Source organism: Algibacter ulvanivorans (assembly GCF_048381495.1).
GTDB lineage: Bacteria > Bacteroidota > Bacteroidia > Flavobacteriales > Flavobacteriaceae > Algibacter_B > Algibacter_B ulvanivorans.
On the sequence record NZ_JBLWGD010000004.1, the window covers coordinates 163,413 to 178,681 of the forward strand.

14 protein-coding genes are annotated in these 15,269 nt (G+C 30.7%); 2 read left to right on the forward strand and 12 right to left on the reverse strand.

What is annotated here, in order from left to right:
• Positions 1-196: 196 nt before the first annotated feature.
• The 12 genes from ACNG5D_RS11230 to ACNG5D_RS11285 all read right to left on the reverse strand — a co-directional run bounded on the left by ACNG5D_RS11230 (position 197) and on the right by ACNG5D_RS11285 (position 13,035).
• Positions 197-823 (reverse strand): carbonic anhydrase family protein, encoded by a 627-nt coding sequence (locus ACNG5D_RS11230; protein ID WP_418183616.1) that lies wholly within the window; start codon positions 821-823, stop codon positions 197-199.
• 29 nt (positions 824-852) lie between these two features.
• Positions 853-1,659, reverse strand: coding sequence for a hypothetical protein (locus ACNG5D_RS11235; RefSeq protein WP_418183617.1), 807 nt, complete (start codon positions 1,657-1,659; stop codon positions 853-855).
• Between the two features lie 6 nt (positions 1,660-1,665).
• Positions 1,666-3,258: a SulP family inorganic anion transporter gene (locus tag ACNG5D_RS11240; RefSeq protein WP_418183618.1), complete on the reverse strand. Its 1,593-nt coding sequence runs from the start codon at positions 3,256-3,258 to the stop codon at positions 1,666-1,668.
• 106 nt (positions 3,259-3,364) lie between these two features.
• Entirely contained in the window at positions 3,365-3,655 is a 291-nt protein-coding gene (locus ACNG5D_RS11245; protein ID WP_418183619.1) for a hypothetical protein, read from the reverse strand.
• Positions 3,656-3,736: 81 nt separating this feature from the next.
• Positions 3,737-4,495, reverse strand: coding sequence for a tetratricopeptide repeat protein (locus ACNG5D_RS11250; protein ID WP_418183620.1), 759 nt, complete (start codon positions 4,493-4,495; stop codon positions 3,737-3,739).
• A gap of 2 nt (positions 4,496-4,497) precedes the next feature.
• Complete coding sequence (locus tag ACNG5D_RS11255) at positions 4,498-6,267, reverse strand: BatD family protein (RefSeq protein ID WP_418183621.1); 1,770 nt, start codon at positions 6,265-6,267, stop codon at positions 4,498-4,500.
• Between the two features lie 72 nt (positions 6,268-6,339).
• Positions 6,340-7,227: a tetratricopeptide repeat protein gene (locus ACNG5D_RS11260; RefSeq protein WP_418183622.1), complete on the reverse strand. Its 888-nt coding sequence runs from the start codon at positions 7,225-7,227 to the stop codon at positions 6,340-6,342.
• 48 nt (positions 7,228-7,275) lie between these two features.
• Positions 7,276-8,313 carry a vWA domain-containing protein gene (locus ACNG5D_RS11265; RefSeq protein WP_418183623.1) on the reverse strand — a complete coding sequence of 346 codons (1,038 nt, stop codon included), beginning with the start codon at positions 8,311-8,313 and terminating at the stop codon, positions 7,276-7,278.
• Between the two features lie 60 nt (positions 8,314-8,373).
• Entirely contained in the window at positions 8,374-9,378 is a 1,005-nt protein-coding gene (locus tag ACNG5D_RS11270; protein ID WP_418183624.1) for a vWA domain-containing protein, read from the reverse strand.
• A gap of 2 nt (positions 9,379-9,380) precedes the next feature.
• Entirely contained in the window at positions 9,381-10,988 is a 1,608-nt protein-coding gene (locus tag ACNG5D_RS11275; RefSeq protein ID WP_418183785.1) for a hypothetical protein, read from the reverse strand.
• Positions 10,989-11,055: 67 nt separating this feature from the next.
• Entirely contained in the window at positions 11,056-11,922 is an 867-nt protein-coding gene (locus tag ACNG5D_RS11280; protein WP_418183625.1) for a DUF58 domain-containing protein, read from the reverse strand.
• 111 nt (positions 11,923-12,033) lie between these two features.
• Positions 12,034-13,035, reverse strand: coding sequence for an AAA family ATPase (locus tag ACNG5D_RS11285; protein WP_418183786.1), 1,002 nt, complete (start codon positions 13,033-13,035; stop codon positions 12,034-12,036).
• A gap of 227 nt (positions 13,036-13,262) precedes the next feature.
• Here ACNG5D_RS11285 and ACNG5D_RS11290 point away from each other — a divergent pair, with 227 nt between their 5' ends.
• A complete protein-coding gene (locus ACNG5D_RS11290; RefSeq protein WP_418183626.1) occupies positions 13,263-14,021 on the forward strand; it encodes an SDR family NAD(P)-dependent oxidoreductase in 759 nt (252 codons plus the stop codon).
• A 28-nt stretch (positions 14,022-14,049) separates the two neighbouring features.
• Positions 14,050-15,183 (forward strand): ATP-binding protein, encoded by a 1,134-nt coding sequence (locus ACNG5D_RS11295; protein WP_418183627.1) that lies wholly within the window; start codon positions 14,050-14,052, stop codon positions 15,181-15,183.
• Positions 15,184-15,269: the final 86 nt, after the last annotated feature.

The following is a 15,269-nucleotide window of genomic DNA, read 5'->3' on the forward strand; positions in this document are numbered from 1 at the left end:
ATTATTCAAAAAAAAAACCAATACTATATTAAGTATTGGTTTTTTTAAGTTAAAAAATATGGATGCTATTATTTAAGAATACGAATCTGTATATAGAAACTATATGTTTTTAAAGTTGAGACTGCATAAATACTATTACTTATACAACCACAATTTATACTTTATTTTTTATAAAAATTTTATTCTATTAATTGGTTTAATAGAAGTTTACAGCTCCTGTATTTATATCGTACATAGCGCCAACTATTTTAATGTCTCCGTTCTTTTCCATTTCTGAAAGTACTGGGCTTTCGGCATGAATTCTATCTATAGTAAGTTCTACATTCTTTTTTGATACATTATCAACAAAATCTAAATTTTTAGAATTTCTTTGACTTTCTTCTTTAGGTTCTATTACTGCATTTACAGCGGGTTTAATTTTGCCTAACATGGTTGTTAGGTTTCCTAATTTTGCATCGTCGCAAGCGCCTTTTACAGCTCCGCAGCTAGTATGCCCTAATACTACAATTACTTTTGTTCCTGCAAGTTTACATGCAAATTCCATACTTCCTAATATATCTTCGTTTACAAAGTTTCCTGCTATTCTTACACTAAAAATATCTCCTAAACCTTGATCGAAAACCAACTCTGCAGATACTCTTGAGTCTATACAACTTAATATTGTTGCAAACGGAAATTGCCCTTCGCTAGTATCGTTTACTTGTTCTAAAAGGTTTCTATTTGCTTTTAAGTTATTTTGAAATCTAATGTTTCCTTCTTTTAAAAATTGAATTGATTTTTCTGGAGTCATTGTAGACTGCGTCTCTTTTGTATGTGCTTTCATAATTTTTATTTAATTATTTTATTTTGTTTTTAGCATGTTAACAGTACAGCTGTATCTACCTTATTTATTATGTTTTTAAACGTTATTTTTTCTAAAGCGTTATTATTTTTTTCGCTTCTTTCAATACATAACAAATTAATATTATTTATGGTTAAATAATTTTTTAAACTATTTACGGTATTGTCATTATGCTCAAAGACATATTCAGTTATGTCTTTATTATTTTCTTTATTTTTTTGTTCTGATATACTATTTAAACTGTTTACAATTCTAAATGATTTTAATGTCTCTTTAGATTGATTTATTAAATCTTTAGTAGCAGATAAATTAAATATATTCTCTGTATGATTTAATAATCCTAATGAAAATTCTTTATTAGCCTCTAAAATATTCTTGTTGTTAACAATTAGAACATCGCCTTTATGTTTTTTTAGAATAAAATCTGTTAAATTATTTGCCACCAAATTTAAAGGTTTAAATTTCTTTTTTTCTAAAACAACAATATCTGGCTGGTTTTCATCAATATAGCTATTAATTTCATTTTTAACATGCCCTACTATATAAGTATACTTAATATTAACATGAGTATCTTTAGTGTAAGGCTCTATTAAACTTTCTAGCTTTTTTGTTGCTTTAAAAAACTCTTGATTTACTGTACGCATTGCAGATAATTGGTTATCCTTTTTTACAACATCAACAGGTTTTACAACACAAAAAAGATCAATATCAACACTTAAACTTAGTTTTTTAGCAAAACTAAACGTGCTTTTTAATGTCGTGTTAATAGATTTATTTAAATCTGAAAGCACTAATATTTTATATTTATTAGCTTTCATGGTCTATTAACTTAGACTTATACTTGATTTTGGTCTAGTATCAAAAAACTCTTTAAAACTAGTAGGGTTTTCTTCAACACCTCTTTTGGAAACCAATTTTATATCTATATTTCGCTCTTGAGCTTTAAAAGTAAAGTCATCTAAAATTTCAACAATATCGTTATCTAAATACCTGGTTTTTAGAAGATTTAATTCTAAATAGGTATCTCTTGGCAAGCTATCTAGCTCTTTTAATATAGCTCCTTTATTAAAAAAGGTAACTTCTTCGGCTAGCGTCATTTTAATTTTATGTTTGCCATTACTTTTATCTTCAATATGTAAGAAATGTGAGTTTTGGTAACTTTTTAGTAAAATAACAACAATACCAACGGCTAGACCTAAACCAATACCCCAAAGTAAGTCTATAAAAACGATTCCTAAAACAGTTACTGTAAATGGAATAGATTGCTTCCAACCTAATTTATGCATTTTAAGAAATAAACTAGGTTTTGCTAATTTATAACCCACAACTAAAAGTATAGCTGCTAATACAGATAAAGGAATCATGTTTAATAATTTTGGTATTATTATTACAGATATTAATATTAAAAAACCATGAATTATTGCAGACATTTTTGATACACCTCCTGACTGAATGTTAGCCGAACTTCTTACAATTACTTGTGTAATAGGAAGACCACCAACCAATCCTGAAATAATATTTCCTGATCCTTGAGCTAATAACTCTCTATTGGTAGGAGTTACATTTTTATGAGGGTCTAATTTATCGGTTGCTTCAACACATAATAATGTTTCTAAACTTGCTACCAAAGCGATAGTAAACGCAACAACCCAAATATCTGGATTTGTTATTGCTGAAAAATTTGGGAAACTAAATTGCCCTAAAAATGATGAAAAATCGTCTGGTATAGGCACGTTTACAAGATGCGATGATGCTATAGACAAGCTACTATTATCTTTAGTTAGTGCATAAAATATAATTCCAACAATTACAGCAACAATAGGCCCTTGAATAATTTTAAATATTTTAGCTTTTTTAGATAATACTTTATCCCAAAATAATATTATTGCTAAACTAATAACACCAACAATTAATGAGCCTAAAATTAGGTGGTCGGTAATATTAAAAATAGCCGAAAATGTATTTTCTCCCGAGCTTTCTATAAAACTATCTGCGCCTTCAACCTCTGCATCGTAACCAAAAAAGTGAGGTATTTGCTTTAAAATAATAATAATTCCAATACCTGTTAACATACCTTTTATAACAGAAGACGGGAAATAATACCCAATAACACCTGCCTTTAATACTCCAAATATAATTTGAATAATTCCTGCTATTACAACTGCTACTAAAAAGTTTTCGTAACCTCCTAAGCTTCCTATAGCTGTTAATACTATAGCGGCCAAACCTGCCGCTGGACCACTAACTCCAATTTTAGAGCCGCTTAAAGCTCCTACAACAACACCTCCAATAATACCTGCTATTAATCCTGAAAATAGTGGCGCTCCACTAGCTAATGCTATACCTAAACACAAAGGTAAAGCAACAAAAAATACGACTATACTCGCTGGTAAGTCATTCTTAATACTTTTAAACATACATACTTATTTATCTACTAGTTTTATTTTTTAAAAAACCAGTAAAGATTTAACTTAATTGATAAGGCCTTTCTTTTCCTACATTAGGCCAGAAAACGAAATTAAATTATGTATGGTCCGGCGGTGGAGAAATTAAATTGAGATGTGGTTTTGGGTAGTTTTTAAAGTAATATCCAAAACGTTGAAGCTTTTTTAATGAAATACTACTTAGATAATCATTACACGCCATTGAAAATGGAGATAATAAATTTTTAGACTTTCCGCTTTCTTCTTCTTCGGCTATAGAATAAAAAATTGAGGTATCTACAGAGTCGTCTAATACAACAATAACAGATGGAGCTGCTATGAGCCCCATAAATAAAACTAGAAAAAATATTGCTGTAATTTGTTTTTTCATCAAAAATTTAAAAAAAGCAAATATAACACTTATACTAAATATTGGTGTTAAATTTTAATTAAAACTATATTACAAACATACTTAAAAATGTTTTAACAACTTTAAATCACTTGATAGCATCCACCCTTCTTTTCCATCAGAAAGTTTTATTTTTTTCCAATCGTTATAACTTTCTAAAACTTGAACTTTAGTGCCTTCGTGCAATCTAAAAGACTCTTCGCTTCTAGAATTTGGGTTACTTTTTACTTTACTTTCTTGTGCAAAAACAATAGCTGGATTGTCTTTTTTGTCTAAATTATATTTATGAAAAGCAAAAGCAAGCGTTATAAAAACCAAAATTAAAGATGTAATACTACCTATAAAAGCTAAGCGCTTATTTAGTGTTGAATAAGCAAAATAATACACTAAAAATAAAATAACAAAACTAAACACTAAAATTACCGCGGTTTTAGCCCAAGTATTAAACGACATTTTGTTTGTAGTTGTATTTAATACTTTTGAAAATCCTGCATCTGGCACAACATCAATAGCATCAATAGTCATGTTTTTTGCAAAAGCTATATTATTATTTATATCGGCATCATTAGCATTTAATAATAATGCTTTTTCAAAATAATATATACTTGGCGCAATATTATTAAGCTTGTAATGCGCATTAGCTAAATTATAATATAGGTCTGCAGAATGTTTTTCTGTTTCTAAAATGGCCATATAGTTATCTATCGCCTCGGCATATTTGCCTTGGTTATACAGCGCATTAGCTTTATTAAATAGCGTTTGGTTTTGGGCAAACAACCCAAAACTAAACAAAAACGATACTATGTAAAATAACTTCTTCATAATTAACGAGCTTGTTTATCAATTAACGATATTGTTTTTGCAGCCTTATCATAATCCTCTTGCATGGTTACAATATCAATAGGTGTGTATCTTGCTAATTCACAGCTTTGCAATATGGTTTCAAAATCTTTTATAACAGTATTTTCTACACCTTTTTCATTTAACAAGTTTTTAATTTTATCTTTACTTAACTCGTTAGTTTCAATATGTAGTTTTGCTTTTAAATAATTATGTAGTGCTTTTTCTAAGGCTATATAGAAGGCTTCTTTTTGACCTAATGACTTTTTTGCACTCCCTAAATATTTCTTTGCCAACCTATTGGCCTTTCTAATTTTATTTCCAGAAACATCGGCATCTCTTGTGGCTTTCTTTTTTCGAATAATTATTGCTAGCGGAATGGCTAAAAAAGGCAATAACAACAAACCCCAAAACAAATTAGATTTAAAAAAATGATTTTCCTTAATGGCTATAAAATTAGTTTTGGTTTTAATAAATGCAAACTGATCGCTATTTAAAACAACTGCTTGTTTATTATTTGATACGTTGTTGTTTTCGGTTAAAGATGAATTGTTTGAAGGTCCATTTAATACATTTATTACAATTTCGTTAGAAGATAATCGCTTATACGATTTTGTATTTAAATCAAAATATGAAAATGAAATACTTGGTATAGGATATTTACCTTTAAATTGTGGTACTACGGTATAACTATCGGAAATATTTCCTTGCATACCAGATAAATTTGTTCTTACCTCCTCTTTGTGTTCGGGCTCGTAAACCTCTAAAGAACTTGGCAAAGATATTTTAGGTAATTTAAATAGTTTTAAATTTCCATTACCAGATACAGTTACTTTAAGTTGTAATGATTCTGTAGCATCTAACTCTGTTTTTGATGGCGATACATCTAATTTAAAAACACCTACAGCGCCAGTAAAGTCTACAGGTTTTCCGTTTTCTGGCAAGGCTTTTACATTAATGGTTTTATTACCTGCCGAAACAGTTTTATTAATTCGTGTCATTAATAAGCTACCAAAAATATCTCGCCTATTGGTTGGCACACGCATAGACAAATCTAGAGTTAAGGGTTCTATGTTTAGTTTTCCTGTTTTTTGAGGATATAATACCGTTTTTCTTAATACTAAAAACCTATAATCTTCACCTTTAAAAGTACCGTTTTGTACTTTTTGCCCTTGCGTATTTATATTTTGGCTCCAAAAATCGTTATATCTAGGTGTATCTATTTCATTCCAATTATCAACTGCTATTTTAGGCGACACATATAATTTATAAACTACAGTAATGGCTTCGTTTAAATAGGGATTAGTTTTAGAGACTTCTGCTACCAAATGAATGCTTTCTGAGGCTAGGTAATTAGGGTCGTTAGGATCTTTTGGAATATCGACAGCGGCTGTAACCTCAACCTTTATTGGTGTTGTTTTATAAACCTCGTTGTTTATACTTATAGTTGCTTGAGAAATGGTAAAACTGCCTCGCTTTTTTGGAGCTAAAAAATAGGTGTATGTTTTTTTAAAAGACCGTTTACCATTTATCCATGAATTACTAACCGATTGATTTGGACCTCCTACAACGGTAAACCCTGCAAAATCTGGTGGATTAAAATTATCTCCATCTTGGTTCATTTCAAAATCAACACGCAAGCGTTCATTTACACCAAGCTTGTTTTTACTAACCTTAGCATTAAATTTTATTTGACCTGATGCAAGGGCCGTAATAAGAAAAAATAGTATGTATAAAGTGTTTTTAAGTTTCATTATAATTAATATGAGATGTTTGAATTACGCCAAACATGACAAATGATTATTTTATTTAAGCTTTAGCCTGTTTTACCAGTCTTTTTCTGTTTTAATTTTTACGCCTTTTTGTTTTTCGGCATTCATTTTTTCTTGAACTTTTTGTTCTTGGTTATTCATGGCTTCCAAGAGGTTTTTTATTTGCTGCGGAGACAATTGCCCAGGTTTAGGTTGTGGTTTTTGCTGTTCTTTTTTCTTGTCTTGCTCTCCTTTACCTTTATCTTTTTCTTCATCTTTAGGCTTACCATCTTCATCTTTTTCATCGTCTCCTTCTTTTTTCTCTTGGTCGCCGTCGTCTTTCTTATCCTCTTTGTCTTCGCCTTCTTTGTCTTTATTATCTTGGTCTTGATTCTCCTTGTTTTCCTTGTTTTCCTTGTTATCTTGGTTCTCTTTATCTTGGTTTTGCTTGTCTTTATTGTCTTGTTTATCTTCTTTATCGTCCTTGTTTTGGTCGTCTTGTTTCTGCTGTTCTGCACAAATTTTAGCTACGCTTAAGTTATAACGTGTTTCATCATCAGAAGGGTTGTTTCTTAAAGCATTTTTATAAGCTTCAACAGCTTCTTTACATTTTTTATTTTCCATTAATATATTACCAATATTATGAAATGCTTTGTGTTTTTCGGATTTTGAGGTTGCTGTTTTTGTAGCTTGCTCAAGTCTATAAAGCGACTCTTCTAATTTACCGTTTTTATAATACGATGTTCCTAAATTATAAGCTGCTGCTTTGGTTGTTGATTGTTTTGATATGGCTTTTCTATAGGCCATTTCGGCCAAAACATAATCTTCGCCTTCAATTAATTGATTGCCTTGATAAACAAAATTATTGGCTTTTTTAGCTGCTAACAATAACTCTTTATTCTCGTTTTGAGAAAACGAAAATAAACTTGTTAGTGTTAATATAAGTACTGCTATTTGTTTCATTTTTACTTCTAATTTATAGAATCTTGTGTGTTTTTGGCGTTAAAAATTTTATAAATTTTCATTAAATAGGTTTAACTTTTTAAGCCATGCTGTTTTTCGTTCTAACAGTAAAATGTCTATAAGTAAAAAGAAAATTCCGAAACCTAAAAACCATTGAAATTGATCTTTAAAATCGGCAAATTCTTTAGCTTCAAATTCTGTTTTATCCATGGCGTTTAATATCTCTCGAATTTGTTCTACAACATTATTGGTGTTTTTTCCATTAATATAGGCTCCTTTTGCTTCTGAAGCTATATTTTGAAGCGTTTCTTCGTTTAACTTGGTAATTACCGTTTCGCCTTGATTATCTTTTTTATAGCTTAAAACAACGCCATTACGTTTTTCTGGAATTGGTCCTCCTTTTACATCGCCAACACCTATGGTAAAAATCCTTATCCCTTCGTCGCTTGCTTCTTCTGCAACAATGGCTGCTTGCTCGCTATGATCTTCTCCGTCTGATATTATAATAAGTACGCGGTTGGTTTGCTCTTCATCATCAAAGTATGTTTTAGCTAATTTAATAGCTTCGTTTATTGCTGTTCCTTGTGATGATAACATATTGGTATTCATGTTTTGTAAAAACATTTTTGCCGATGCATAGTCTGTTGTAATAGGTAATTGCGGAAACGCTTTTCCTGCATAAGCTATAATACCCACCCGATCGCTAGCCAAATTATTAATAATTTGGGTTACTAATTGCTTTGATTTTTCTAAGCGGTTAGGGGCTATATCTTCTGCCAACATACTTTTAGAAACATCTATAGCAAATACAATATCTACACCCTCTCGTTTAACGGTTTCAAGCTTTGTGCCAATTTTAGGGTTTACTAAAGCTATAATTAAACATATAAATGCTAAAGTTAAAACAATGATTTTTAAAACGGATTTAAAAACCGATCTGTTTGGGCTTAATTTTTTAAGCAATGCATTATCTGCAAACTTTTTTTGTGTTTTATATCTCCAAAACTGAAGTAATAAAAATAATAGCATTATTACAGGAATAATTGCTAATGCCCAAAACCATATTTTTTCTTCTAATTGAAACATATTTTTTTAAAAATTCCAATATTAAAACTTTAACGTTTTTATTGGTTTTATTTTCTTTTTTTAAACGAAGCTTCTAAAAACAGTATACCGCAATAATACTTCTAGGAGTAATAATACTCCTGCTAAAATTACTAGAGGTCTATATTTTTCTTCGTAATTATAGTATTTAAACTCTTCTATTTCGGTTTTTTCTAGCTTGTTAATTTCACTATAAATCTCTTCGAGTTTTTTATTATTTGTTGCTCTAAAATATTTTCCGCCTGTAACCTCTGCAATTTCTTTAAGTAACTCTTCATCAATTTCTACTTGAATACGCCCGTATTGAAAATTTCCGTTTGGTAAAATAGCTATAGGCGAAAGTGCCATACCGTTTGTTCCTAAACCAATAGTGTATGTTTTTATATTATACTCGACAGCTAATTCGCTAGCTATTTTAGGGTCTATAAATCCAGAATTATTTACACCATCGGTTAATAAAATAATTACTTTACTTGATGCTTTACTATCTTTTAAACGGTTTACCGAAGTGGCTAACCCCATACCAATGGCTGTGCCGCCTTCTATAATATTATTATACTTTATACTTCTAAGCGAGCGCAATACTATTGATTTATCGCTAGTTATGGGTGTTTTTGTGTAACTTTCTCCGGCATATTCTACTAAACCAATTCTGTCGTTTGGTCTTCCTTTTATAAATTCGGCTGCTACTTTTTTTAAGGCTTCTAATCTGTTTGGCGATAAATCTTTAGCTAGCATACTTGCAGACACATCGATAGCCATTACAATATCTATACCTCTTGTTGTTTTTGTTTTTGTAGATACATCTACAGATTGTGGTCTGGCCAAAGCCATTATTAATAAAGCTAAAGCTATTAAGCGCAAACCAAATAATAAATGCCTTAATTTTGGTAGCCACGAATTGGTAATTTTAAAACCTTTTAAGCTTGATATTTTAAGCTCGGCAGTTTGCCTTTTATGTTTAAAAACATACCAAAGAATTACCAATGGAAGTACCAATAGCAACCAAAAAAATTCTTTATTTACAAATTCAATTCCTTCTAACATTACTATTCTGCTGGTTTAAGTTCAACCGAATTTAAAATACGACTTACTATTTGTTCGGCATATTTATCTTGTTCTTTATAGAAAAGCATAACTTGTTGTATAACACTTTCTGCCGTAAAACCTAGAATAACGTATCTGCCTTTTTCAAGTTTATCTGTTCCTAAAACTGGCGAATCCATAGTGCCATAAATTTTTATTCCTTCAGCACCATTTGGCGTTTCAAACTTTTCGTTTTTGGTAATTATATTTTGAGCTCCTGCGTTTTCAAAAAGTTTTAATGTGCCATCCAAAGCTTGCTCTAAATCTATTTTATTTTCTCCTAAATTTTTAATTTTAGTGGTGGCTACCTGAATCTGAAATTTATCAATTAAGCTTCCGTAACTAAATTGTGTTAACTCTATTTGTTGAGCCATTTCTTCTGGTAACTCTGGCGTTGTTCTTTTTAAAACTTTTGGTGTTGTTATTGATATTGGCGGAAACCCGTAATCGCTACGAACCCAATCGCCCTCAAGTAGCTCTTTACTATCGTGACCTATTATAGTATCTTTTACGTAACTAAAACCATATTTTATTGAAAATCCTGTTAAAGTAGCAAACAATAAAAAAATGCTTATACCAACGGTTAGCCATACTTTTTTACGTTTCTTTTTACGTTCTTGCTCTTCTCTGTATTTTTCGTCTAAAAGCTTTTCTTCTTCGGTTGGTTCGGGCAAAGCTTCTTTAACATGGTCTATCTCTAAATCGATAGTGTTTCTATCAATTTTTGCCAACTCAATATCGGGTGCAGATTTGGCAAACTTTACTAAATCGGCACGTTTTAAAATGCTTTCTAAGTTTTTTATATCTTCATGACTTAAAGTTACTTGATTGCTTTCTTTAAGTAAATTTAATCTTGATATTAGCTCGTCTGTAGTACTTTCTAAAGCTCTATCATATACTTTTTCGTCAAGATATTTTCTAATTATAAACGTTAAATCTGAATAATAACTTTTTAAATTTTGGTTTTCTAAATACGAGCTATCATCCAATTTTTTTAAAGCCAATTTTGCTCTATCGTAGGGTGGTAATAGGGCAATTTTCTCGTCGTCTGTTAGTGGTTTTTTTCTCCAAATAAACCAGTATAATAAAAATGATAAAGCACCAATAACCAAAAGTGTAATTAACACGTATTTCCACCAATCGTTGCCTTGTTTTTCAACACCAATAATTGGTTTTACATCATAAAGTCCTTGTGTAGTATCGACCACTACGTTTCTAACTTCTACTTTTAACGAATCGGTAAAAAAAGTTTTATCTCCTAAAATAATTTTTTGTCTTGGAATGGTATACAATCCAGAATCAAACTGAGTTAAACCATATTTTTTTATTAGGCTATATTTATCCTTTTTTTTAAGTGTATCTATGTCGTAGGATTCAATCATTTCTAAAGGCGAAAATGTTTGTCCTTCTGGAAATACAACCAATTTTGTAGTATCTGTTTCAACTTGAATATGGTACGTAATTTGCTCTCCTATTTTAATAGATGTTGAATCTATAGTTGATGATACTTGAGCATTTAAAACCATTGTAAATAGCAAAAAGGCAAATACAAAAAAGAGCTTAAAATTAATTTTAAGTGTTTTCTTATTATTTTTATTTTGAAACTTATCCTTAATCACTTTTTATTTTTAACTTAAATTATCCTCTTCTTTTAAAATAGCCTAGTAGTTTCTTAACATAACTTTCATCTACACGACAATTTATAGCCCCTGCTCCAGATTTGCTAAAACTTTCTTTATAATAGTTTACTTTTTGGTTGTAAAATTTACTATAGTTTTGGCGCACTTTTTTTGATGCTGTATTTACTAGCATTAACTCGCCTGTTTCTTCGTCTTGCATTTGCACTATTCCTAAGTTTGGAATTTCTTCTTCGTGCTTATCATAAACCCTTATACCAGTAACATCGTGCTTTCCGGATACAATTTTCATGGTTTGATGATAATCGTCTGCAATAAAATCGGATAACACAAATACAATAGCTTTCTTTTTCATAACGTTTTGCATGAATTTTAAAGCCTCGGCCAAATTAGTAAGTTTACTTTCGGGTTGAAATTCTATAAGTTCTCGAATAATACGAAGCACATGCGAGCGTCCTTTTTTGGGCGGAATATAAAGCTCTACTTTGTCTGAAAATAAAATAAGACCTATTTTATCGTTGTTTTGTGTTGCAGAGAATGCTAGTGTTGCAGCAATTTCGGTAACAACCTCGTTTTTAAATTGCTTATTTGTACCAAAAAGTTCGGATCCCGAAACATCTACCATAAGCATCATGGTAAGTTCGCGTTCTTCTTCAAAAACTTTTACATAAGGCTCGTTGTAACGGGCGGTAACATTCCAATCGATATTCCTTACATCGTCACCAAATTGATATTGGCGTACTTCACTAAAAGTCATACCACGACCTTTAAAGGTAGAGTGGTATTCTCCTCCAAAAATATGATCAGACAGCCGGCGTGTCTTAATCTCTATTTTACGTACTTTTTTTAGTAATTCTTTAGTATCCATCAATTAAGTAAACAGTTTTCAGTCGCAGTTTTCAGTTATCAATAAACCGTTAAGTTTTTGTATTTTGTTTAGCAAGTAGTTACTTACCAAAATAAAATTCTAGAAACTTGTTTATGGCACTTCTATTTCGTTTACTATTTTATTGATAATATCAACCGAAGTTACATTTTCTGCTTCGGCTTCATAAGTTACACCTATTCTGTGCCTTAATACATCGTAAACTACCGCACGAACATCTTCTGGAATTACATATCCTCGACGCTTTATAAAGGCATAACATTTTGCTGCTGTTGCTAAGTTTATACTTCCACGAGGAGAAGCTCCAAAAGAAATTAATGGTTTTAAAGCCGGTAATCTATATTTATCTGGGTAACGTGTTGCAAAAATAATATCTAAAATATATTTTTCAATTTTTTCATCCATGTAAACTTCACGAACTACGTCTTGAGCTTTTATTATTTGAGATATAGAAACTACAGGCTTTACCTTATCCCAAGAACCTTTTAAATTAGCTCTCATAATTAATTGCTCTTCATCAATTTTAGGGTAATCAATTACTGTTTTTAGCATAAAACGGTCTACCTGCGCTTCTGGCAACGGGTAAGTACCTTCTTGTTCTACAGGGTTTTGCGTTGCCATTACTAAAAATGGCTTATCTAATTTAAAGGTCTCATCGCCAATTGTAACTTGCTTTTCTTGCATAGCTTCTAATAAAGCCGATTGCACTTTTGCTGGCGCTCTATTTATCTCGTCTGCCAATACAAAATTGGCAAAAATTGGTCCTTTTTTAATTGAAAAATCATTAACCTTCATGTTATAGATTAATGTACCTGTTACATCGGCAGGTAACAAATCTGGTGTGAATTGAATACGGCTAAAGCTTCCATCTACAGCCTGAGACAATGTATTAATAGCTAATGTTTTTGCCAATCCAGGAACACCCTCTAACAAAATATGTCCTTGACCCAATAAGCCAATTAACAATCGCTCTACCATGTGTTTTTGACCTACAATAACTTTATTCATCTCAAGCATTAGTAAATCAACAAAAGCACTTTCTTTTTCAATTTTCTCGTTAATTGATTTAATATCAATTGTACCTGTTTCTTCCATCATTTTTAATTTTTATTTTAAGCCTAAAAATACAGTACTTATTTATGCCCTGCAAAATGTTAAAATTTTTATTGATACCGTGTTAAAAAATGGTTAAAAATATTAAGGAATCTCAATGTTAATGGTATTTAACAATAAATTATTATAAGTTTATCTTAAATAGATAATACATCATTATTTTTATATAATGGCTTTTAACTATTTTTATAAATAATTATTTATAATACATGAAAAAAACAGCCCTTATTACTGGAGCAACAAGCGGAATTGGCGAAGCCACCGCTTACGAATTTGCAAAACAAGGTATTAATTTAGTACTATGCGGAAGACGTATAGAACGCCTAAACACCATACAAAAAGCTTTAGAACGCTTAACAGAAGTTCATGTTTTAAATTTTGATGTACGCGATAAAGAAAAAGCTTTTAATGCAATTAAAACGCTTCCGAAAAAATTTAAAACCATAGATATACTTATTAACAATGCAGGAAATGCACATGGTTTAGACCCTATACAATCTGGAAATATTGATGACTGGGATGCCATGATGGATATTAACGTTAAAGGACTGCTTTATGTTAGCAAAGCTGTAATACCGCAAATGACAGAACGACAATCTGGACATATTATAAACATTGGATCTTCTGCAGGAAAAGAAGTGTACCCAAAAGGAAATGTGTACTGCGCTAGTAAACATGCGGTTTTAGCGATTACCGAAGGCATGCGTATAGATTTAAACCCTTTTGGAATTAAAGTAGGATCTATAAATCCTGGCTTGGTAGAAACCGAGTTTTCTCAAGTACGTTTTAAAGGCGATGCTATAGCAAATAGCGTTTACAAAGGCTACAAAGCTTTGCAAGCAAAAGATATTGCAGAAATTATTTATTTTGCAGTATCCAGACCGCCACATGTTAATATTGCCGATCTACTAGTATTTCCAACCGCTCAAGCCAACTCTACAACTGTAAAAAAAAACGTTATAATGTAAAAATTAAAGTCTTGCTAGAACACCAAACATGATTAATAAACGCCTTCTTATAAAACATCTTTTAGCTCATAACGATGAGAACAGTTTTTATGATAAAAAGCGTAAAATAGATATAGGTCACAAAGAAGGAAAAGCAAAATTTTTAAAACACGTTTGCGCACTATCTAATAGCAACCCAAAAAACAATTCGTTTATAGTTATTGGGGTAAAGGACGAAGACAATAACATTATTGGTGTCGATTTTTTTGACGATAGCAAAATTCAAAACCTTATTAATGCCTATTTAACCAACCCGCCAATAGTGCAATACGAAAACATTCCGTTTCCTCACTTACCAGACGACAAAGTAGTTGGTTTGGTTACCATTAGAGCAGCCGGAAAACTTACCTCTTTAAGAAAAAATATTTGGAAATATTATGGCGGTTCTGTTTTTTTTAGAGACGGCAGCATGAGTATGCCTAAAGTTTTTGACATTGAAATTAAAGATGTAAACTCTAAAATTGTTGAAGCTATTGAAAAACACGCGCAAAACAATATCGAGCATACTTTAAATGGAGTTTTCGATTTTATGAAAAACCGAAAAGACTTTAATGCACAATACAAAGTATTTAAAGAGTATTTCGTAGTATGTTGGGCTGGCCAACAAAAAGTAGTAAAAAACGAAACTTTTTACTCTCGTGTGGATATAGAATTAATTAACGAACAAGTACGATTATTTTTTTCGGCACTAGACGAAGTTTCAATAGATATTAATGATGATAGTTTTAAAATTATTGAATACGTAAACTTAGGTTTACAAGGCTCTAATAAATACTACAAACTTGAAGAAACCTTAATTAAATTTGAAGACAATGCAAACTACAATATAGAAACCAAATTACTATTTAAACCTCCTCAATTTAATAAAAAAGAGCTTCATCACACCTATAACACCAACAATGCCATTTTAGAAAAACTAAAAAAAAACATAACACTTACTAAAAGAGACGAGCTTGATTTAAAAAACCTTCCTGCAACCTATTTAATTTGTTATTTAAATTTGTTTTATCAAGCCATAGACAAGCTTAACGAAGCAAAACCCTACCTAAAAGCATACAACAAAGACGTTTACAATTCATATAAAGAATCATTAAGAATTTTAAGAAAAATGAAGTACAATTAACAAATGTTAATAAATTTAACCTTAAGTTAACTTTAAAATTTTGATGAAGTAAAAAAAAGACTACCTTTGCATTGCTATTAATCATT